Origin of the sequence: Geovibrio thiophilus (assembly GCF_004087915.1) — a bacterium.
GTDB lineage: Bacteria > Chrysiogenota > Deferribacteres > Deferribacterales > Geovibrionaceae > Geovibrio > Geovibrio thiophilus.
This window is the reverse complement of sequence record NZ_CP035108.1, coordinates 2,901,202-2,923,706: the sequence shown is the minus strand read 5'-3', so window position 1 is coordinate 2,923,706 and position 22,505 is coordinate 2,901,202. Positions and strand designations below refer to the sequence as shown.

At 48.0% G+C, this 22,505-nt stretch carries 20 protein-coding genes; 13 read left to right on the top strand and 7 right to left on the bottom strand.

The window, feature by feature from the left end:
* Nucleotides 1-11: 11 nt before the first annotated feature.
* Genes EP073_RS13500 through EP073_RS13490 form a run of 3 tightly spaced genes read left to right on the top strand, consistent with a single transcriptional unit; the run spans nt 12 to nt 2,553 of the window.
* The gene (locus EP073_RS13500) at nt 12-851 is read left to right on the top strand and encodes a transporter substrate-binding domain-containing protein (protein WP_128467684.1); all 840 of its coding nucleotides are present in this window, start codon (nt 12-14) and stop codon (nt 849-851) included.
* Nucleotides 852-867: 16 nt separating this feature from the next.
* Nucleotides 868-1,812 carry an amino acid ABC transporter permease gene (locus EP073_RS13495; protein WP_241654010.1) on the top strand — a complete coding sequence of 315 codons (945 nt, stop codon included), beginning with the start codon at nt 868-870 and terminating at the stop codon, nt 1,810-1,812.
* A gap of 15 nt (nt 1,813-1,827) precedes the next feature.
* Nucleotides 1,828-2,553, top strand: a complete 726-nt coding sequence (locus EP073_RS13490; protein WP_128467683.1) for an amino acid ABC transporter ATP-binding protein — start codon at nt 1,828-1,830, stop codon at nt 2,551-2,553.
* 154 nt (nt 2,554-2,707) lie between these two features.
* On the opposite strand, the gene EP073_RS13485 is transcribed toward EP073_RS13490, so the two are convergent.
* The gene (locus tag EP073_RS13485; RefSeq protein ID WP_128467682.1) at nt 2,708-3,691 is read right to left on the bottom strand and encodes a lytic murein transglycosylase; all 984 of its coding nucleotides are present in this window, start codon (nt 3,689-3,691) and stop codon (nt 2,708-2,710) included.
* Between the two features lie 107 nt (nt 3,692-3,798).
* Here EP073_RS13485 and rpe point away from each other — a divergent pair, with 107 nt between their 5' ends.
* From rpe to EP073_RS13435, 10 genes are all read left to right on the top strand, one after another.
* Nucleotides 3,799-4,437, top strand: coding sequence for a ribulose-phosphate 3-epimerase (rpe, locus tag EP073_RS13480; protein WP_128467681.1), 639 nt, complete (start codon nt 3,799-3,801; stop codon nt 4,435-4,437).
* A 277-nt stretch (nt 4,438-4,714) separates the two neighbouring features.
* Nucleotides 4,715-5,083, top strand: coding sequence for a response regulator (locus tag EP073_RS13475; protein WP_128467680.1), 369 nt, complete (start codon nt 4,715-4,717; stop codon nt 5,081-5,083).
* Between the two features lie 92 nt (nt 5,084-5,175).
* A complete protein-coding gene (locus EP073_RS13470; RefSeq protein ID WP_128467679.1) occupies nt 5,176-7,674 on the top strand; it encodes a sugar phosphate nucleotidyltransferase in 2,499 nt (832 codons plus the stop codon).
* A 2-nt stretch (nt 7,675-7,676) separates the two neighbouring features.
* Nucleotides 7,677-9,776, top strand: a complete 2,100-nt coding sequence (locus EP073_RS13465; RefSeq protein WP_164885391.1) for a glycoside hydrolase family 57 protein — start codon at nt 7,677-7,679, stop codon at nt 9,774-9,776.
* A gap of 105 nt (nt 9,777-9,881) precedes the next feature.
* Nucleotides 9,882-11,897, top strand: coding sequence for an alpha-amylase/4-alpha-glucanotransferase domain-containing protein (locus tag EP073_RS13460; RefSeq protein WP_206617474.1), 2,016 nt, complete (start codon nt 9,882-9,884; stop codon nt 11,895-11,897).
* A 68-nt stretch (nt 11,898-11,965) separates the two neighbouring features.
* Complete coding sequence (gene galT / locus EP073_RS13455) at nt 11,966-13,009, top strand: galactose-1-phosphate uridylyltransferase (protein WP_128467677.1); 1,044 nt, start codon at nt 11,966-11,968, stop codon at nt 13,007-13,009.
* The gene (locus EP073_RS13450) at nt 13,006-14,424 is read left to right on the top strand and encodes a glycogen synthase (RefSeq protein ID WP_128467676.1); all 1,419 of its coding nucleotides are present in this window, start codon (nt 13,006-13,008) and stop codon (nt 14,422-14,424) included. Before galT ends, EP073_RS13450 begins: the two co-directional genes overlap by 4 nt.
* Complete coding sequence (locus tag EP073_RS13445; protein WP_164885390.1) at nt 14,421-15,149, top strand: DUF4912 domain-containing protein; 729 nt, start codon at nt 14,421-14,423, stop codon at nt 15,147-15,149. Before EP073_RS13450 ends, EP073_RS13445 begins: the two co-directional genes overlap by 4 nt.
* The gene (locus EP073_RS13440) at nt 15,149-16,723 is read left to right on the top strand and encodes a glycoside hydrolase family 57 protein (RefSeq protein ID WP_128467674.1); all 1,575 of its coding nucleotides are present in this window, start codon (nt 15,149-15,151) and stop codon (nt 16,721-16,723) included. Before EP073_RS13445 ends, EP073_RS13440 begins: the two co-directional genes overlap by 1 nt.
* Before the next feature lie 16 nt (nt 16,724-16,739).
* Nucleotides 16,740-17,255: a ferritin gene (locus tag EP073_RS13435; protein WP_128467673.1), complete on the top strand. Its 516-nt coding sequence runs from the start codon at nt 16,740-16,742 to the stop codon at nt 17,253-17,255.
* 43 nt (nt 17,256-17,298) lie between these two features.
* On the opposite strand, the gene EP073_RS13430 is transcribed toward EP073_RS13435, so the two are convergent.
* From EP073_RS13430 to groES, 6 genes are all read right to left on the bottom strand, one after another.
* Nucleotides 17,299-17,781, bottom strand: coding sequence for a DsrE family protein (locus EP073_RS13430; RefSeq protein WP_128467672.1), 483 nt, complete (start codon nt 17,779-17,781; stop codon nt 17,299-17,301).
* 39 nt (nt 17,782-17,820) lie between these two features.
* The gene (locus EP073_RS13425; protein WP_128467671.1) at nt 17,821-18,435 is read right to left on the bottom strand and encodes a DNA-3-methyladenine glycosylase; all 615 of its coding nucleotides are present in this window, start codon (nt 18,433-18,435) and stop codon (nt 17,821-17,823) included.
* Nucleotides 18,436-18,571: 136 nt separating this feature from the next.
* Nucleotides 18,572-19,900, bottom strand: a complete 1,329-nt coding sequence (locus EP073_RS13420) for a DUF4062 domain-containing protein (protein WP_128467670.1) — start codon at nt 19,898-19,900, stop codon at nt 18,572-18,574.
* A gap of 144 nt (nt 19,901-20,044) precedes the next feature.
* The gene (locus EP073_RS13415) at nt 20,045-20,254 is read right to left on the bottom strand and encodes a virulence RhuM family protein (RefSeq protein ID WP_128467669.1); all 210 of its coding nucleotides are present in this window, start codon (nt 20,252-20,254) and stop codon (nt 20,045-20,047) included.
* 194 nt (nt 20,255-20,448) lie between these two features.
* Complete coding sequence (groL, locus tag EP073_RS13410) at nt 20,449-22,092, bottom strand: chaperonin GroEL (protein ID WP_128467668.1); 1,644 nt, start codon at nt 22,090-22,092, stop codon at nt 20,449-20,451.
* 20 nt (nt 22,093-22,112) lie between these two features.
* The gene (gene groES, locus EP073_RS13405; RefSeq protein ID WP_128467667.1) at nt 22,113-22,403 is read right to left on the bottom strand and encodes a co-chaperone GroES; all 291 of its coding nucleotides are present in this window, start codon (nt 22,401-22,403) and stop codon (nt 22,113-22,115) included.
* Nucleotides 22,404-22,505 lie beyond the last annotated feature (102 nt).

Here is a 22,505-nt window from a genome sequence, read left to right as displayed (position 1 = left end):
GAGGAAGTAATATGAAAAAAATACTGGTAATTCTTGCCGTAATGCTGATGAGCTTTGCATGCTCATCCGAAAAAAAAGAGGCATCAACAACAGAAGCCGCTCCCGCACCCGCCGCGACAGGTTCCGTCCTTGACGAAATCGTGAAAAGAGGCGAGCTTCACGTGGGTCTTGAAGCCGGTTATATGCCCTTCGAGCTTAAAAACAAACAGGGCGACATAGTCGGCTTCGATGTTGACATGGCTGAAAGAATGGCTAAAGACCTTGGTGTTAAGCTTGTTCTCGTAAACACAGCGTGGGACGGAATCATCCCTTCACTTCTCACTAAAAAGTTTGACATTATCATGTCCGGCATGACGGTAACCCCCGAAAGAAATGTTCAGGTTAACTTCGCCAGCCCTTATATAACAATAGGTCAGACTATACTTATTCATAAAAAACACGAAGGCGTTGTTAAAAGCTATGCTGATCTTAACGATCCCAAATACATAATCTCCACAAAACTCGGCGTAACCGCTGACTACGCAACTAAGAGATTTATGCCCAACGCAACAATCAGACTGTTTGAAACCGAGCAGGAAGCTGTTATGGAAGTTATCAACGGAAAAGCTGACGCTTTCGTTTATGACCTTCCCTACAACGCGTCTTTCTTCTCACAGAACAGCGAAAACCTTGTTTTCCTTGATGATCCCTTCACCTATGAGCCCCTCGCATGGGCGGTCAGAAAAGGCGATTATGATTTCATGAACTGGCTGAACAACTTCCTTGCACAGGTCAAGGGTGACGGCTTCTATGAGGAAACATACAACAAATGGTTCCTTACCAGCGACTGGCTGAAAGACGTTCAGGAATAAGACGGAGTAGGCTGTAGTGACCCGTTCAGGAAAAGACCTCGCTTGGAATATAGCGTTTTATGCGCTGATTGCCGCTATGCTCGGCGCTCTGTATGTGGCGACCCTTAAGATCGACTACAAATGGCGCTGGAACAGGATACCGCAGTTTATCATCTATTCTGCGGAGGAGACAGTCAAAGCCCCTTTTGACGGCAGAGCCGTTGTTGAAAAAGGGAGAATAAGCATTGTCCCCCATGACGGAGGAGAACCCTTCGTTGTGGAGAAGCCGCAGGAAAGCAAACTGGGCGACGGAGCCACTGTACTGAAAGGGAACACTGTTGCCGTTAATAAATCGTGGAAGGCAGGTCCGCTTTTAATCGGGCTTGCCACCACACTTCAAATATCTTTTTTCTCAATAATATTCGCCATCATCATCGGCGTTTTCGCGGGGCTGGCGAGAATTTCGCGCAATCCGCTGTTTAAAAAGCTCTCGATCCTTTATGTGGAGCTGATCAGGGGCACTCCGCTTCTGGTGCAGATATTCATATTCTATTTTTTCATCGGAACCGTTCTCTCCCTTGACCGCTTTACGGCGGGCGTGGCGGCTCTGGCTGTGTTCACCGGCGCATATGTGGCGGAGATCGTCCGCGCGGGGATACAGTCGATTCACAAAGGGCAGATGGAGGCGGCAAGAAGTCTGGGTATGAGCTATACCAAGGCGATGATACATGTCGTTCTGCCGCAGGCTGTCAAAAGAACGCTGCCGCCCATGGCAGGTCAGTTCATATCCCTTATCAAAGACTCTTCCCTTGTTTCGGTTATTTCAATCACCGACCTCACCAAGGCAGGAAGGGAGATAAGCGCCACCACTTTCAGCCCGTTTGAGACTTGGTTCACGGTTGCGCTTCTTTATCTGGTGCTCACATCAGGGCTTTCCGTTCTGGTGCAGAAGCTTGAAAAGAGAATGGCAAGCAGTGATTAAGGGGAGGCGGGTATAATGATTAAAGCAAGAGATGTTGTAAAAACTTATCCCAACGGCGTTCAGGCGCTCAAGGGTGTCGATCTGGATGTAGCTCAGGGTGAGGTGGTGGTTATCATCGGTCCTTCAGGCTCGGGCAAATCCACAATGCTGAGAACACTTAATCTCCTTGAGGGGGTAACCTCCGGAGAGATAGAGATAGACGGGAACTCACTCACACATCCCAAAACGAATATAAACAAGCTCCGTGAGGATGTGGGAATGGTTTTCCAGAGCTTCAACCTCTTTCCCCACAAGACTGTGTTGGGCAATATCACCCTCGCGCCCTTGAAGGTCAAGGGGATAAAGCAGAGCGAAGCGGTAAAAATAGCCGAAAACCTGCTGGTAAAAGTTGGTCTGGCAGATAAGCGTGACAGCTACCCGTCGCAGCTTTCAGGCGGTCAGCAGCAGAGGGTGGCGATAGCCAGAGCCCTTGCCATGCACCCCAAGGTTATGCTTTTTGACGAGCCCACCAGCGCCCTTGATCCCGAGATGATAGGAGAGGTGCTTGATGTTATAAAAACCCTTGCCAGAGAGGGGATGACAATGGTTGTGGTTACACACGAAATGGGCTTCGCCCGTGAGGTGTCCGATCGTGTCATCTTCATGGATGAAGGGCTTAAAATCGAAGAGAACACTCCTGAGGAGATCTATAACAATCCTCAAAACGACAGGCTGAAGAAGTTCCTCAGCCAGATACTGTAAGATACGGCATGGAGGCTTCCCGAAGCCTCCTAAGTTGCAGCCAAAGGCACAAACCTGAGACTGCCACGTCGCCTTGCTCCTCGCAGTGACATAACCTGCTGTCATCGCGGACTTTAGTGAAGCAGTCTCGGCATCATGTCAGATAAGGAATTATTTACCGGTTTTCCGCTTCCAGCCTCTTTCTTTCCTCTTCAATGTTTTTGCTTATGAGAAGAACAGCCAGAGCGTAGTTGGCGCTGTTATTGTAGCGCATGATTGTTCTGAAATTACTGAATATCGCCCAATGCTCAAATCCTTTGTCAGTCCGGAGACGGATTACGTTCACTTTCTCCTCCGGATCTGCTGGCAGGGCAAAGATTATTCCTCCGTCTTCAAGTTCCTTGACAGTGAATTTCGGATCGTACCCCTGACCTAGGAAGCTGTCAAATCCTGCACCGCTGAGTTTTATGGCTGTGGGCTTGTCCTTCTGCCAGCCGAACTTAGCCAGATAGTTCCCAACGCTTCCTATTGCGTCCGTTCTGCTGTTTACCAGATCAATGAGGTTATCACCGCCGAAATCCACTCCGAATTTGTTTATATTGCTTGGCATAAACTGAGGTATGCCCACAGCGCCCGCGTATGAGCTTTTGACGGATAAGGGGTCTATGCCGCTTTTTTCGGTGTGCACAATGAGCGCTTCAAGCTCCGAGCGGAAGTAATCCGCCCGTCTGGGATAGTGAAAGCCGAGTGTGGAGAGCACATCCACAGCTCTGTGAGGCAGCTTATAGTCGCCGTAGTTGGTTTCCACGGCGAGTATGGCGGCTATTATCTCAGGGGTAACTCCGTACTGCATATAGGCAAGCTCTAAGCTGGGTCTGTGCTCAAGATAGAATCTGCCGCCTTTATTGCTGCGGTTATCAGTTACTATTCCTTTTTTGTAGATACCCCAGCCGCTTTTCTCGAACTGCCTGTCCATGAGGGAGAGAGCCTTGTCAGAGTATTCTGCGTTCTGGATAAGCAGAACAGTTTTCAGCGGGTCTATGCCGTATTTTGTGTGCAGCCTGTCGGCAAATGCGAGGGCGTCGTCTGTGAGCGGCACGGCAAGGGAGGGTGTTCCGGTTAAGGCAACAAGAATGAGTGTAGTTAAAAGTTTTTTCATAAATGATCTATCGGCTCCATTCAGTACATTCGCTATGTTAATCTGCAAAAAGCAGGCTTGCGCCTTTAATTAGTTGACATTCATCCGCCGATGAATATCATAGCCCGATGATAGTTGCACCTTCAATATTAAGCGCGGATTTTTCAAGACTGGCGGAAGAGATAAAAGCCATTGACGAAGGCGGGGCGGACTGGATCCACCTTGACGTCATGGACGGGGTGTTTGTCCCCAATATCACCTTCGGCGCGCCTGTTATCAAGCATTTGCGCAAAACCACAGACAAACCCTTCGATGTGCATCTGATGATCACCGATCCGGACAGATACATCAGGGATTTCGCCGAGGCGGGCTCCAGTCTGATCACTGTGCATTATGAAGCGTGCACACACCTTCACAGAACAGTGAGCGAGATCAAAGTTCACGGATGCCGGGCGGGAGTGTCTCTCAATCCCCATACGCCTGTGTCGGTATTGGAGGAGATTCTGCCGTTTCTGGATATGGTGCTTATAATGTCCGTGAATCCCGGCTTCGGCGGTCAGAAGTTTATAGAAAGCTCTGTAGGCAAGGTCGCAAAACTCGCCGAGATGAAAAAAACGCTCAATCCTGAACTCATTATTGAGGTTGACGGCGGCGTGACTGATAAAAATGTAAAAATTCTTAAAGATGCCGGCTGCGGCGCTGTTGTTGCCGGAAGCTACGTTTTCGGCGCATCCTCATACGCCGACGCCATAAAATCCCTCAAATAATCCTGTCTGTAACACTTTTTAACATTTTTCAAACCGAGACAATTCTTTATCGTATTGCCCATCATTCCCGCACCGTGGTATAATTCTTACAAATAGATCTGCTGCGCTTTTTTTAACCGTGGAGCTCCGCGGAACTATACATGCTGACACGGGTTATGGAAATAAACGGCATGCGGCTGTGCCCGAATCTTTTTCGGTATTCGGGCACTTTCAGTCTTAAAAAGTACCTGCCGCAAGATTAATTTTGGATTTTTGTAATTAAATCAGGAGGTTTTACATGGCATATTCGGTATTGGTTGTCGATGATGAATCGGAGATCAGGCTGCTTTACCGCACAGAGCTTGAAGACAGCGGCTATAAAGTATTTGAAGCTTCAAACAGTGCCGAATGCTTTAAAATACTTGAGAAAGAGAAGATAGACGTGATACTTCTTGACATAAAACTTAAGGGCGAAAGCGGGATAGACATACTTCAGGAGATAACCCGAAAATACAAGACGGTGAAAACGATCCTTGCCACTGCCTACAGCGCATATCAGGATGATTTTTCCACATGGCTTGCTGACGGCTACTGGGTTAAATCGCCTTCGGATCTGGAATCTCTCCTGAGCGAGATTACGACCGTTATAAAGAAAAACAAAGCCTGACCGCAGTGAAGAACGCAGTATATGAAGACTGAAAAAAGCGGCGCTTGGATTGCGCCCTGAAATAAAAACAGCATAAGCGACGAGGGAATATAATGAAAGCAGTGGTTATGGCCGGCGGATTCGGAACAAGGATTCAGCCTCTGACATCCAGCGTTCCGAAGCCCATGATTCCGGTTATGAACAAACCTATGATGGAGTACATTATCGACTCCCTGAAAAACGCGGGGATAGTTGATATTGTAATCCTGCTTTATTTCAAGCCTGAAGTGATAAAAAACTACTTCGGCGACGGCAGCAGCAAAGGGGTAAATATCCGCTATGTGCAGCCGGACGATGATTACGGAACGGCGGGAGCCGTGAAAAAGGCGGAAGCATATCTGGACGAGCGCTTCATAGTGGTGAGCGGCGACCTCATCACCGATTTCAGCATTCAGGAGATTATAGGCTACCACGACTTCAAACAGTCCAAAGCCACCATAACCTTAACCTCTGTGCCAGATCCGCTTCAGTTCGGTGTGGTAATAACAGATAAGGAAGGGCAGATAGTCCGCTTTCTGGAAAAGCCGGGCTGGGGCGAGGTTTTCAGCGATACTATAAACACCGGCATATATGTTTTTGAGCCGGAGGTTCTGAAATATATACCTGATAACAGCAACTTTGACTTCTCCAAGGATCTGTTCCCCAAGCTGATGGGCGGCGGAACTAAGATTTACGGCTACAACGCCAAAGGCTACTGGCGTGATGTGGGCAATCCCGATTCATACCGTGCGGCATTGCAGGATATTCTGGCTGGCGAAGTGGAACTCCCTCTCTCCGGAACGCCAAATGAGCAGGATAACGGAATCTGCTACATGGGAAAGGATGTGGAAGTGGGCGAGGGCGCGGTTTTCGAGGGGCTTGTCCTTCTCGGTGACGGCTGCGTCATAGGCAAAAACGCCAAAATCAAGGACACTGTAATCGGCAGCGGCTGCACCATAGGGGATGATACCTCTGTGGAATCGTCTATCCTCTGGGAAAACGTTGAAACCGGTTACGCCTGCAACATAAAAAACGCCGTTCTCTGCAATGGGGTAAAGCTCGGTAAAAAGGTTCTTGGCGAAAGCGGATTCATTATCGCTCAGGATACGGAAGTGGGCAACTACGTCATATTCGAGAAAGACGTTATGGTCTGGCCGAACAAACAGATAGAGGAAAGCTCAATAGTCAGCAGCAACCTGATCTGGGGCGATAAATGGAAAAAATCCATATTTGAGGGGGGTAAGGTTTCCGCCCGCACAAATGTGGAGATGAGTCCCGAACTTGCCGCGAAGCTCGGTTCCGCCTTCGGCAGCCAGCTTCCGGCGGGCTCCCGTGTGCTTCTCAGCCGTGATTACCACAGAGGCTCCCGCATGCTTAAGCGCTGCTTTCTCGGCGGTCTGCTCTCAACGGGGGTAAACGCAACTGATGTGCGCATGTCGCCCCTGCCTGTGATGACTCACAAGCTCTCCACTTTCGGAGAGGTTGCGGGCGTTTATTTCCGTCAGTCACAGACCGATTCCACACACACGGAGATTCTTTTCTTCGATGAGCACGGAACACCAATCGATTCAAATTTTGAAAAAAACATAGAGCGTGTTTTCTTCCGCGAGAACTTCCGCCGCGCCTCCCACGAGGAGATAGGCGAAATCTACGAACAGCCGATGGTGAAGGAGTTCTACAGGGAAAGCTTCATGCGCAACATAGACATATCATTAGTGAAAACCCGCAGGTTTAAGCTTGTGGTGGATCTGATGAACGGCACTACGGACAATGTTTACCCTGAGATACTCAATAAAACAGGTACGGACTCGGTAATCCTGAACGCATATCAGGACGAGAAGAAGCTCTCCAAAACTATCCACCAGCTTGCCACCTCCATCAAAGAGGTGTCCGAGATAGTTAAGGTCATGGAGGCGGATCTGGGCTTTGTAGTATATCCCCACGGCGAAAGGCTGAACATTATCACTAATGAGGGGAAAAGCCTCCGCTCGGACAGGGCGCTGATGTTTATCCTCAAGATTATGGATCTCTCCGCCAAAAAGAAAATGAAGGTTTATCTGCCCGCTTACGCGCCCACTGTAATGGATTCCGAGCTTAAATCGATTGACATAGTCCGCGGCAAGATTTCCGGACTGAAGAGCGAATACCTCCGCAATTTCGATTTCGTCGGCAGCCTCGGCAACAGCTACATGTTTACAGACAACGGCACCAACACGGACTCAATGTTTGCCTCTGTGAAGATCCTCGAACTTCTGGCTAAGGTGAATATAAGCGTTTCGGACATAATGAAGCTTATCCCCTCATACTACTTTGTCCATAACGTTATCAACTGCCCGCTGGAGCTCAAGGGCTTCCTGATGCGTAAAATGAGCGAAGAGGCTATGGATAAGGAAGCATCGTTCCTTGACGGAATCAAGATAATGCTCGGCGCCATGGGATGGGTGCATATGGTTCCCGATCAGTATTCGGCTAATGTTCATGTTTATGTGGAATCCATGTCAGAGGCGGACGGAAAAGCGCTTCAGGATGAATACATAGATAAAATTCAGTCATGGCTGGAGGAACAGTCCTGAGTATGAAGAAACTGAATCTCGCGTTTTTATGGCATATGCACCAGCCTTTCTACAGGGACGGGCAGGACGGAACATACCACATGCCGTGGGTGTTCCTGCACGCCGTGAAGGACTACTACGAGATTCCCGCCTACCTGAAAGAATACAAGGGGATAAGGCAGACATTCAACCTTGTCCCATCGCTTCTTGTCCAGCTTAAGGACTATGAAGACATAAACGTTGACGACATTTTCTTTAAAACCATGCGGAAAACGCCTTCGGAGCTTACTTCAGAGGAGAGATGCGGGCTTGTGCCCCAGCTTTTCATGGCGAACTTCGCAAACATGATAGCTCCTTTCCGCAGATACGCCGAGCTGTACAGCAAAAACAGCCGCAGCGGAATGTTTGAGAACACGGAAAGGCTTTTCAGCGATTCCGAAATACTGGATCTTCAGGTGCTTTATCTGCTCAGTTGGACCGGTAATTTCTTCCGCAGAGAGTACCCGCTGACAGAAAGCCTCATCAAGAAAGGCAGAGGCTTCACTCAGGAGGACAAAATCAGCCTGATGGAGACTCTGTGCGAATCGGTGAAGCGGATCATCCCACTTTACAGGGAATTGCAGGAAACAGGCAGTATAGAGGTTTCCGCCACCCCGTTTTATCATCCGATTCTGCCCCTGCTTCTGGATCTGGATTCCGCTAAGGAAGCCCTGCCGGAAATATCCATGCCCGCAGCCTTCGGCGATTTCGGGCGTGATCCGTACTGGCATGTGGAAGAGGCTGTGAAATATTATGAAAGAGTCTTCGGACGCAGACCTTCGGGCATGTGGCCGGCGGAGGGGAGCATAAGCGGGCGCGCGGCGGAGGTTTTTTCCGCTAACGGCGTCAAATGGATAGCCAGTGACGAGGACGTTCTCGCGGGCTCTGCCGTGCTCAATTTCTCAGTCTCCGCCGAAAGAAAGAAACTCTATTGCAGGCATCATTATGAAACGGCAAGCGGACGGATAAATATATTCTTCCGTGACAAAATATTAAGCGATCTGATAGGCTTCGCCTACAGCGGTCAGGAAGCGGCGAAGGCGGCGGACGATTTTGTGGCGAAGCTGAAAATTATATACGATTCAGTGGATGAATCCTGTGTCGTGCCTGTCATTCTGGACGGCGAGAATGCTTGGGAATACTATCCGGAAAACGGGGAGAAATTTTTCCGTGCGCTGTATGAAAGGCTTCTCAGGGAAAAATGGATCAGAACCGTAACCATGTCCGAAGCTATTGAGATTGCGGATGTTCCAGAACGCAGGCTTGAAAAAATACGTGCGGGTTCATGGATATACGGCAACTTTACCACATGGCTGGGGCACAGGGAAAAGAATGAGGCATGGCGGCTGCTCAATGCCGCAAGGCAGGCGGCGGACAAGGCGCAGGATGCTGCAAAAAAAGAAAAAGCCATGAATGAGATACATATAGCAGAAGGGAGCGACTGGTTCTGGTGGTTCGGTGATGACCACTTCAGCCTTCAGGCGGATGTGTTCGACAAACTGTTCAGGGGTTATCTGATTAACTCGTACAGAATCCTAGACGCGGAGATTCCTCAGGAACTGTATATCCCCATAAAACGCTCCTACAAGTCGGGACTTATCAGGAAACCGAAATATTACCTCACCGCCATGCCGGACGGTGAGGTGACAAGCTTCTTTGAATGGCTCAGCGCCGGGGAATTTGACCTCAAGTTTGACTCCGGAGCTATGCACGCCTCATCAAACATGCTGAGAAAGCTGTTCTTCGGTTACGATTCTGAGAACCTGTACCTGCGTATCGAAGGCGATTTTAACGGTTCACTCGATAAGGGTTACGAGCTGGAAACCGAAATAACAGGCAGCAGCCCCGCAAAATTCCGCATACCCCTGAACAAAGGCAGAGGGGAGAACGGAGGCGGCATCAAATGGGGCATAAACCGCATAGCGGAAATAGCGCTGCCGCACAGGAACATGCCCGACAACACAGGACGCGTATATCTCGTCTTCCGCCTGTTTAGGGATGGAGAAGCGATGGAGCGCGCGCCACAGTACAACATGGTTGAGGTCGATCTCTCCGATAATTTCGGTGACGACTGGATAGTATAAATATTTTTGCGAAGCAGGTTAAAAGTTTTCCCAAGATATGAGAACCCTTTTTTTAAAAAACTTAACCTGCTCCGCAGGTGTAACATAAACAAACAGGAAGAATATATGAAAATGCCTTTTCTTTTCGGAATACACTGCCACCAGCCGGTGGGGAACTTCAGCCATGTCGTGGACGAGGCTGTCCGGCTATGCTATGCGCCTTTCATGGAGGCGGCTCTTCTTTATCCGAAGTTCCGCTTCGCCGTTCATTACAGCGGCTGGCTGCTGGATTACATCAGGCAGAATCATAAAGCTGTTTTCACAGATATGAAAAAGCTCTCGGACAACAACCAGATAGAATTTTTCACAGGCGGGTATTACGAACCCGTGCTTTCAGCTATCCCTTCCGGTGACAGGCGGGGGCAGATAGAGAAGCTCAGCGGGTACATCAACAATCACTTCGGTCAGATGCCGGACGGATTATGGCTCACCGAGCGTGTGTGGGATCCGGCGATCATAACGGATGTTGCCGAAGTCGGTGTGCGGAACATGATCGTGGACGACTACCATTTCATATCCGCAGGCTACTACAAGGAGATGCTGAACGGTTATTACGTCTCGGAGCAGGACGGGAAGAGGGTGAACCTGTTTCCCATTGATAAGAACCTGCGCTACCTCATTCCTTTTAAGGAGGAGGAGGCGATTGTGGAGTATCTGGAAAACACTGCGGACAGCGGCGGGAAATGCTCCGTAATATTCGATGACGGAGAGAAATTCGGCGTATGGCCTCACACCTATGAATGGGTGTATGAGGAGGGCTGGCTGGAAAGATTTCTGGATACGGTGATCTCATCCGGTAAATGCGAGTTCGCCTTTTTCGGTGAGACTGCGGACAGGGTTAAGCCCGCGGGGCTTGCTTATCTGCCCATAACTTCTTATCACGAAATGGGTGAATGGTCGCTTTTCGCCGGCAGAATAGAAGAGATGGAGAAGCTTCAGGAGCACCTCAGGGAAGAGGGACGGGAGGAAGAGGCGGAGGTTTTCGTCAAGGGCGGCATATGGAAAAACTTCTTCGCCAAATATCCCGAAAGCAACCGCATACATAAACGGGCACTGAGGCTCAGCGGATACGCCGCTGAGATGAAGGATGAAGCGCTGACGGAGGCGCTTTACAAGGCTCAGTGCAATGACGCCCTCTGGCACGGAATATTCGGCGGGCTTTATCTGCCGAACCTGCGGAACAACTCATGGAGCTTTATCATAGAGGCGGAGAAGGAATATGAGCGCCTTGCGGAAAACCTTCCGATGATAGAGACCGCAGACCTTGACTATGACGGCTACGACGATGCCTATGTCCGCACGGAGACGTTCAACGCCAGCTTCACCTCAAGGGACTGCGGGCAGATGACCACTCTGGAGCTAAAGCGCAATAACGTAAACCTTATCAATACTATATCCAGAAGGAAGGAGGCTTACCACGCCATGCTCCTTAAGGACAGGGCGGAGGACGAGCTGAAAAGCGGCATCTCCACCATACACGACCTCAATGTGGAAATAACCGACGAAATGAAAGCCATGCTCGTTTATGACTGGTACAATAAAAACTCGTTTATAGATCACGTTACGCCGGAGTTTGACGGGGAGAAGTTTGCCTCGTGCTCATTCTCCGAACTATCGGACTTCACCAATCAGCCCGCTGAGATGACCGCAGGGGAGGACACGCTTACTTTCAGCCGCAGCGGGGGCATATACCACAACGGTAAAGGGTATAATGCGGAAATCATAAAGAAATTCACCTTCTCAGGCGAGGGGATGGAGTTTGAGACTGAGCTTACGACCGACTGCCCGGCGGAGCTGACATACGTCTGCGAAATGAATTTTCATCTATGGAACATGGCAGGCGTCACGGTTAACGGCGGGGAAAGCGGAAGCTTCCACAAGGGCGGTACTTTTGACATAACAGACGGCATCACCGGAACAGTGACCGTTGAGACCAACGCCGAAGGCGCTTCATCCAATGTCTTTTACACCGTTTCTCAGTCGGAGAAAGGGGTGGATCTGACCGCTCAGGGTGTTTCACTGTTTATTCCCGTTAAATTCAGGGGAAAAGCAGAGCTCACGGGAAGACTGAAGGTTCAATGATCGGTTGATCGGCGGAAACTACAGGTATATTATTATATTCATACGGTTAAAGATAAGAAGGGAGCGGAATGTCAGAACTGAGGTTTGACCCTGTAAAACAGAAATGGAGTGTAATCGCCACCGAACGGAGCCGCAGACCCCACGATTTTCTCGTGGAGCGGCATGAGCATGCCCACGGTGAAAAAGCGCAGATAAACTGCCCCTTCTGCTACGGGAATGAAGTTCACACTCCCCACGAGATATACGCCATGCGTTCATTCGGCAAAAAGAATGACGCTAACTGGCTTACCCGTGTTGTTCCAAACAAGTACCCCGCCTTCGGCATAGAAGGGGAGCTGAAAAGGAGCGGCAGCGGCATATACGACACAGTGACGGGAATCGGCGCCCATGAGGTGATAATCGATACTCCTGTTCATTCCATGCGCCTGAAAACGTATGACAGAATGACTGTTTACAACCTTTTTTACACTTTCAGGGAGAGGGTGCGGGATCTCTCGAACGATACAAGGTTCCGCTACATTATGCCTTTTAAGAACTACGGACTGGGCTTCGGCACAAATATAATCCATCCGCATTCGCAGGTGATAGCCCTTCCCGTTGTGCCTAATATACTGAAAACGAAGCTGAAAAGCGCCAAGGAGCACTACAGGCGCAAGGAACGCTGCATCTTCTGCGATATTCTTGAGCAGGAGCATAAGGACAACAGCCGCATAGTATATGAGAATCAGGACTTTATAGCCTTCTGCCCCTATGCCTCAAGCTTCCCGTTTGAGCTGTCCATATACCCCAAGCAGCATGCCCACAGCTTCGCTGTGATTACCGAAAGCGGGCTCACCAGTCTGGCGGACATGATAACGGAGATTTTTCACAGGCTGGACAGGGTTTTGGAAGACCCGCCTCTGAACATGGTTATACATACTTCACCCCCGCTGAACTACCGTCCGGGCAAGCCGGATTTCTGGCACAGCATAAAGTTTGATTACCACTGGCACATAGAGATAGCGCCCAGACTCACCGGCTACGCAGGGTTCGAGTGGGGAACAGGCTTTCACATCAACCCCGTGCGCCCCGAAGAGGCGGCGGAATACCTCAGACAGGCAGGCGGCATATGAACATAGCCCACATCACAGGCGAAGCCGCTCCGTTCATACAGACCGGAGGTCTCGGAACATTTCTTGAAAAACTCGCGGCAGCTCAGGCGGCAGACGGACACATGGTGCGGATCTGCGTTCCTCTTTATCTGCTCACAGACAGGGAAGCGGGAGAGATAGCGGAGACGGGGATCAGGATTAACGTCAGTGCCGGAGAGAAGGAGTATGAGTTTGCGGTGCATTCCGCCCTTGTCTCAGGGGTTGAATACCTGTTTTTCGCAAACCCCGAGCTTTTCAGCAGAGGCGGCATATACGGTTCTGGCGATTTCGACTATTCGGACAACGACCTCAGATACGCTGCGTTTTCGCAGGCATGCCTCTTTTACTTTGCCGGCGGCTGCGCTGTGCCCGATGTGATCCACTGCCACGACTGGCAGGCGGGGCTTGCGCCTTTGTACAGCTCACTGCTGTTCAGGGATATGAAATGGAAAACGGTCTTCACCATACACGATGTTCAGTGTCAGGGGCTTTTCCAGAGAATGGATCTGGAGGAGCTTAACCTCCCTTGGGAAGTGTATGATATTGAAGGAATAGAATTTTACGGACAAATAAGCTTCCTCAAGGCGGGGATAGTTTACTCCGACTTTATAACCACCGTCAGCCCTGCCTACGCACGGGATATTCAAACCGAAGGTTTCGCCGGAGGGATGGAAGGGGTTATAACAAAATATTCATATAAGTTGAAAGGAATCCTCAACGGAATAGATTATAATGTATGGAACCCCGGAAACGACTGCTATGTTTCATGCTCGGTCGGCAGCGGGAGAAACTGGAAAAAAGAGTGCAAAAAGGATCTGTCAGGGGATTTCGGTATAAACCCGGAGAGACCGCTTTTTGTTATGATAGGCAGAATGAGCAACAGAAAGGGTCTGGAGCTTATTCTGGACGCGGCGGCTGATCTGGCGCAGAAAGAAGCGGATTTTTTCATACTCGGTCACGGAGACAAGGCGTATGTGCGCATAATAAAGAAGCTGGCGGAAAGCTTCGGCAACTTCTTCATTCACACCAGATATGACCACGCGCTGGCGCACAGGCTTTTTGCCGCGGCGGACTTCATACTGGCTCCGTCGCTCTATGAACCTTTCGGTTCTTCCCACCTCATAGGGACACGCTACGGCGCCGTTCCTCTGGTGAACCCTTCGGGCGGGGTGGAAGACACTGTGAAATGCTTTGCCGAAAACGGCTGCGCGCTGATTATGAAGGAATATACTGTGGCGGAACTGTTGAACAAGGTTGATGAAGCTATAAAACTGTACAGCACGGGCGATTTAACGCAGAAGGTTATGGAATCCTCATGTTGCGCTGATTTTTCATGGGAGAGAGCAGCGGCACAGTACCTCGAAATTTACCGGTCACCGGATGGAGGAGGAACATGAATCTCTCTGAAATGACTAAGAAGGAGCTTTACAGGCTTGCTGTGGAGCACAATGTGGAGAACAGGTCGAAAATGACCAGAGAGGAGCTTGAAAAGGCTCTCGGTAAAGCTATGTCAGATAAGGAAGCCTATTCCAGCACGGAGCAGCATAAAGCGCAGCAGGCTCCCGCGGCGCCGGAAAAAATAAGCCCTCCGGAATATCCCATACCCGACAGGTATCAGATAGACACTGCGGTTTTGCTCCCCATAAACCCCAGAAAGGAATATGTTTACTGGGAAGTGGCGGATAATACTGTAAACCGCTTCAGAACGGAGCACTCATGCCCTGATGTATCATTCGTACTGAAGATCTTCGGCGGGGATGAATCTGGCGCTGCGGACGAGCTGGCAAGCGTCCGTGTGGGCAGATACGGCAACTGGTTCTTCGACCTTTATGTGCCGGAGAGGCTCATATGGGCTGAAATAGGACTGATGGACAACAAGGGCAACTACTTTGCCGTGGCTCACTCACGGAAGGTACGCATGCCGTCTGATAAAATAAGCGCAATGATTGATGAGGAAACTTGGATGACTGTAGGGGAAAAAATTGAGGATATTTACCGCCTTTCCGGCGTGAACGAGCTTGACTCAGCCGTTCCGGGGAGCGTACGAATATTTCAGGAGGTAATGCGTTTTATCGAAAAATCCGTATCCTCCGGTGAAACAGCTAAAAGAGAGGGCAGATAATGTCCGGCTGCTGGATGTTGGTTCTTCACTCGCACCTTCCCTTTGTGAAGCATCCCGAATTTGATTACTTTCTGGAAGAACACTGGCTTTATGAGGCGATAAGCGAAACTTATCTGCCTCTTCTGATGAACATGAAGAAGCTTGAGGAGGAAGGGGTTCCGTTCCGTGTTACCGTGTCCGTGACTCCTCCCCTTGCCGATATGCTTTCGGACAATATGCTTATGCAGAGGTTCGAGAAATATCTGGACAGGCTGATTGAGCTGGCAAATAAAGAGAAGGATAGAACCGCCCATGACCGCGCGCAGAACCGTGTGGCGTGGATGTACCTTGAGCGCTTCGAGCGGCTGCGGGAGTTTTATCACGGCTTTCTCGGAAGAAGCGTGCTGAACGGCTATAAATATTTCATGAATAAGGGCAGCCTTGAGATAATCACCTGCGGATTTACCCACGGCTTTCTGCCCCTGATGAACGGCGACAGCGCAGTGCGGGCTCAGATTGAGCTTGCGGTGAAAAGCCACGAGAAGAAGTTCGGCACACCGCCGAAGGGCATCTGGCTGCCGGAATGCGCCTATTACGCAGGGCTTGAGAAAATACTCGCCGATTACGGCATAAGATATTTCTTCGTGGATACCCACGGTATTCTCTACTCCAAACCCAGACCCCGTTACGGCGTGTACGCTCCGGTGTACACATCAAACGGGGTTGCCGCCTTCGGACGTGATTACTACTCCTCAAAGCAGGTCTGGAGCAGCAAGGAAGGCTACCCGGGCGACACATGCTACAGGGATTTCTACCGTGACATAGGCTACGACCTTGACACGGAATATATCGCTCCATACATAAGCCCCGACGGAACAAGGGTTTTTACGGGCATGAAGTATCATAAAATTACCGGAAACAGTGATCATAAAGATATTTATGATCCCGAAGCGGCAAAAGCAAAAACAGCCGAACACGCAGCCCATTTCGTTGCCGAGAGGGAAAAGCAGATAAAAGAACTTAATGAGGTTATGGACAGGAAGCCTCTTGTGGTTTCCCCTTATGACGCAGAGCTTTTCGGTCACTGGTGGTTTGAAGGACCTGACTTTCTCGCCAATGTTTTCCGTGAGATAGACAAAAACCCCGAGATAACAGCGGTGACCCCCATGGAGTATCTCGCTGAGTTCCCCACCAACCAGATGGTTGAGGTGAATCCTTCCTCATGGGGCGATAAGGGTTATTATGACGTGTGGCTTAACAGCGGCAACGAGTGGATCTACCGCCACCTGCATTTCATGGCGGACGCGATGGTGAGCCTCTCCAGAAAATACAGCGGCACAAAGGAGGATTTCCTCATACGCACGCTGAATCAGATGGCGCGTGAGCTCTTCCTCGCCCAAAGCAGCGACTGGGCTTTTCTCATGACCACTGAAACAGCCACGGAGTATTCTGTAAGAAGAACAAAGGAACATATACATAATTTTCTCAGGCTCAGAGAGCTTGTGGACAACAGGGATTTCGACTATGATTTCCTGATGAAGCTTGAAACAAAAAACAGTATATTTCCCGAAATAGATTTCAGGGTATATGCCTGACAAAACGGAGGAAACAATGATTTCCAAGAAAATGGAAAAAGCGCTTAACGACCAGCTTAATTTTGAAATGTATTCCGCTTATGTTTATCTTGCCATGAGCGCACACTGTGAAAGCAAAGGGCTCAAGGGATTCGCCAATTGGTTTAATGTGCAGTATCAGGAAGAGATGATGCACGCCATGAAGTTCTACAACTTCATCCTTGACCAGAGCGCCGAAGTTGAGCTTGAGACTGTCAAAAAACCTAAAAAGGATTACGATACCCTTCTCTCTATCTTTGAAGAGACTCTTCTGCACGAAAGAGAAGTTACGAAAAGAATATATAAGCTTGTCGACCTTGCCCTTGACGAAAGGGACCACGGAACAAACGCATTTCTTCAGTGGTTCGTTACAGAGCAGGTTGAGGAGGAGTCATCCGTTAACCAGATTATAGATAAGCTGAGACTTGTTCAGGGGAACGGCAACGGCATATTCCTTCTGGATGCTGAGCTTGCCACAAGGGTCTTTACTCCTCCGGCAAATACAGCGGCTTAGTAAGATTCAGGCCTCCCTTCGGGGAGGCTTTTTGTATCAAAGATTAGTCCATAGGCAGCAGAGCATAGCCCTTATTCTGATACCCCGCGAGGCTGATATATCCGTTTTTGACTATCTCCACCCCGTCCATTATTTCCGATGGTTCAATCTTCATGAGTGACAGCGAGAGTCCGCACTGCTGAAAGCGGATGCCCATGTCTTTCAGTTCGCTTATCCGTCTGTGCATTATTTTTTTCAGCCCCGAATCCATGGTACTGATGTATTTGTCTGATTCTGCCATGAACGCCGAGGCGTCACCCCGTACCACTACAATAAACACAGGCTTAACCCCTGCGCTTTTAAGATGTTCAATGGTTTTTTTTATGGATACCAGCCTGAGATCAAGCAGGTTTGCCTTGCCCTGATTGAGATCTATTACCGCTTTAACCGTGCTTAGTCCTGAAATAGAATCGAAATGGCTTTCTTCCGCTCCGGCGGCTGCCGTGAGAAGCAGCGACAGGATGATTACAGCCAGAATTTTTTTCATACTTTCACCGCAGATATTTTTGTTTCAGTATACCAGATTTTAAGGAGTTTTTAGCGGTTTTGTGCAGAAATTCATATATTTTACATCAATATATCTGTAAAGAAGGTGTTCATCACGTCCTTCGGGGATACCAAGACGTGCGGCTTGGGCTGTTTCGGCGGGAGTGTAGCCTGTGTCCGCCATGAAGAAGCTTTCATCAAATGTTTTTGCGTCATACTGCGGAACCTTCAAGGCGAGGGAACGGCATAAAAGAGTCTGTCCGCTGCACAGCTTCTCCGTTTCCCGCTCCCGCCCGTCGCTTTTGAAGGGGTTGAGCTTTTTCATCATGCGTATCATCGCCGCATCATCCCCGTGTGGATAGCCGGATTTTATCAGCACTGCGTTTCCTTCCCCGTGACAGCTCATGTTCAGCGAGTCCCCGCCGCGGGCGTAATACATATAGATTGTTCCGGCGGGCATAAACAGCGCCTTGCGTTTTTCTGTGTAGCCGAGGGAGGCGTGGCTTCCTTTTTCATGCAGGTAGTAGCTTTCTGTCTCTATTATCTGCGCCTTAAGCCATATCCCTTCATAAAGGCGGAATATCACCTTGCCCAGAAGATCACGGGCAACCTCGCATGGGATGCGGTCAAAGAACGATGCTTCAAGCTTTTTCATGGATTAATAATAGCCGAATCAGCAAAAGAAAAAAAGCCCCGCCTTTTGAGGGGCAAGGGGGCTTTGTGTGTTTGAGTTAAATTTGGAGTATAATGGATCATTTGATTGACGGTAGCTTATTGTAAAAGCACTAACTTCAGATATTAAACTCAATGAATTTGGTATCAATATCTTCATATTCTTCACATATAACGTGAATTTCAATAGTATGCTTCCCGGTCGTTAAAGGGGCAATCATATATTCATCATCAAATAACATCTCCCTTGTATGGAGCAAACTATCAATTTTAACTGTAATTTTATTTCCATTTAGTTTTGTCCACCATTTCTGATTAATTGAGGAAAGGTGTGGCAAATTCAGTTCGGGCATAGCTGCTAATGACGTAAATTTATTAAATTGATTTTCGAGTCCTAATAAAGTCTTTAAGTGTGAGGGTAATTCACGTTTCGTTATTTTTTTATTATATTCAGCTTGAGCACGATTTATAGGGTTAAATGGAATAGGGCTTTTAGGTTCATTATGTTTATCGCTATTTTCATAAATAACAAAATGCTCTGGAAATTTTATATCTATGTACAAGTTGTTTGCCTTAACAGAACCCGTATTGGCAACTTTGATAACCAAAGGAACAGAATAATTGTGTATTTTATAAAAATATTCACTTTCATCATTAAATTTTTTTAGCTCATCTTGATTTGGAATGGAGTTATTATATTTATCTATATCTTCCTCAGAAACATACTCTAACAGATGACCTTTTATATCACTTAATTTTAATATAGCAGGCATTTCAACCTTTTTATAAGAAAAAAAATTATCATCAACAATTGGAGGCTCTATTTCCAACTCTATGACTGGTTTTTTTTTGGAAATCTTCGATTCAAGATCTATTATTTTTTCTCTTAATTTTCTATTTTCTTTACTAAGTATCGTCAATTCCTTTGAAAGAGCTTCCTCTGCACCAGCTTTATCTCCTCTAATCCATCCAATACCAGGCTTTTGCATAATTTGTTTCATTAATGAAATTGAGACATTTTTTATAAGTTCATCTTTTGTCTCCCAATGCTGAGCCATTTTAGAATTTGTTAACACCAATTTGCGAAACGTATTAATTTCTGAAAGATCATCATCTCTCTTGTCTTTTGATAAAGACACAGTATCTCTCATCACAAATGCAAGAACTGGAATCTTTTTCTCTAAAGCATACTCATACTCTTTTTGAGTAAAGCTTATACCCTCTGAAGTTTTTGATCCATATCTTAAGCCTAAAACTAAAATATAATAATCGCTGACTTCGATGGTTCTTCTTATAATTTCCCATTGGTCTTCGTCTTCGGCACTAAACATTTCCATACCAATAGGTATATGGTACATCTCTAAAATTGCCTTAATAATGCCTTCTCGTTCTTCTATCAAATCAGAGTAAGTCGAGCTTAAAAACACTTGATATTTTGTTAACTTCAAGGTGACTCCTTACGTTTTATTGATTACAGTAATCAAACTTCTATGCAGTTACGTATATGCTATATATAAAGTATAGTTCGCCCTTGTTAATATCAATAATAAGCTAAAAGGATAGCATCACATGACGAAGGATGTGACCTATTACTAATGGGTGTATGCAAAATCTGCACTTACCACATTTTTATCTAACTCACCTTCATTGAAAATATTTTTGATGTGGCGGGAAATAACGGTTCTGTCTCGTCCAAACAGTTCTGACAACTGTTCTTGGTTGAGCCATACGGTATTATCATCAAACTGCACTCTGATTTCAGATGAATCACCGGATTTATAAATCTCAACTTTATTTTTCATGTATTTTGTTTTCTCCCTGTACAAAACCTGACTGAAGGTTTGACACTGCATTATTATACCCATAAAGCTATACAATTTGTTGAACATAATGAAACAAGCCGAAAAAAAATATCAAATAAAAAAAGCCCGCAAACCGGTGAGGCCTGCGGGCTTTGTGAGACTTATTTAAATTTGCTGAACAGGTTGCGTGATGATTACATCATGCCGCCCATTCCGCCCATTCCGCCCATATCAGGCATGCCGCCGCCCATGGCTTCTTTTTTCTCGGGGATCTCAGTGATGAGAGCCTCGGTAGTAAGCATAAGGCTGGCAACAGATGCGGCGTTCTGGAGTGCGCTTCTTGTGACCTTTGTGGGGTCGATAACGCCGTCAGCGAGCATATCAGTGTACTGCTCGGTGTATGCGTTGAAGCCGTAGTTGTTGCTGGGGTTGTTTTTAATTTCGTTAACGATGATTGAGGGCTCGAAGCCTGCGTTCGCAACGATTTGCCTCAGGGGGAACTCAAGAGCTTTTCTAACGAGTTCAACGCCGATCTGCTCGTCGCCGTCAAGAGCCATTGACTCAACAGCTTTAAGAGCCTTAATGAGAGCAACGCCGCCTCCGGGGACTATGCCTTCCTCAACTGCCGCTTTTGTAGCGTTGAGGGCATCCTCCACTCTGGCTTTTTTCTCTTTCATCTCAGTTTCGGTAGCAGCGCCCACTTTGATAACCGCCACGCCGCCGATGAGCTTAGCAAGTCTTTCCTGAAGTTTTTCTCTGTCGTAGTCGCTTGTGGTGTCTTCGGACTGTTTTTTGATCTGGTTGACACGCGCATGAATGTCTTCAGTTTTGCCGGCGCCTTCAACGATTGTGGTGTTCTCTTTGTCGATAACGATTTTTTTAGCGCGTCCGAGGTCAGCGAGTGTAACAGTGTCGATTTTAATACCGAGGTCTTCGCTGATAACCTGACCGCCAGTAAGAACAGCGATGTCTTTCAGCATTTCCTTTCTTCTGTCGCCGAAGCCGGGAGCCTTAACTGCGCAGCAGTTAAGTGTGCCGCGGAGCTTGTTTACAACAAGTGTCGCGAGGGCTTCGCCTTCAACATCTTCAGCGATGATAAGGAAAGGTGCGTTCTGTTTCGCAAGCTGCTCAAGAACGGGAAGGATCTCTTTCATGTTGGAGATTTTCTTCTCGTATATAAGTATGTAGGGGTTATCAAGAGAAGCTTCCATGTTCTCAGGGTTAGTCACGAAGTAGGGAGAGAGGTAGCCTCTGTCGAACTGCATGCCTTCAACCACATCAAGAACCGTGTCTGTTGATTTGTTTTCTTCGATTGTGATAACGCCGTCTTTGCCGACTCTTTCCATAGCCTCAGCTATGATTCCGCCGATTTCTTTGTCGTTGTTGGCGGAAATAGTGCCGACCTGTTCTATCTCTTTTTTATCCGCTATGGGCTTGGAGATTTTTTTAAGCTCGCCGATAACAGCCGTAACCGCTTTATCAAGACCTCTTTTGAGTTCCATGGGGTTAGCGCCTGCCACAACGTTTTTCATGCCTTCTCTGTAGATAGCCTGAGCAAGAACAGTGGCTGTTGTTGTACCGTCGCCTGCGATGTCGGAAGTTTTGGAAGCTACTTCCTTAACCATCTGCGCGCCGAGGTTTTCAAGCGGGTCTTCAAGCTCGATTTCTTTAGCGACGGAAACACCATCCTTGGTAACAAGGGGTGAGCCGAATTTTTTTTCTATTACAACGTTTCTTCCTTTGGGTCCGAGTGTAACTTTAACTGCGTCTGCGAGTTTGTCTACGCCGCGTCCGATGGCGCGTCTTGCCTCTTCGCCGAAAACTATTTTCTTAGCCATAGTATTAATCCCCTCCGTAATTAGTTAAGGATGCCGAGGATGTCATCCTCACGCATGATAAGGTACTCTTCATCGCCGAGTTTAACTTCTGTTCCCGCATATTTGCTGAACAGAACCTTGTCGCCCGCTTTAACCGTGAGCTCAACCTTGTTTCCGTTGTCAAGGTACTTGCCGGGGCCCGTAGCGATAACTTCGCCTTCCATGGGTTTTTCCTTTGCACTGTCGGGAATGATGATTCCTGAGGCAGTTTTCTCTTCGCCTTTGAAGCGTTTAACGAGAACTCTGTCCTGAAGCGGCTTAATCTGTGCCATCTTCTTCCTCCTTATATTTTTGTTTTAATTGCCTGATTTAAGACTATTAGCACTCTGGCTTGTTGAGTGCCAACAAAGATATTTTTATAGATCGGGAGCAAA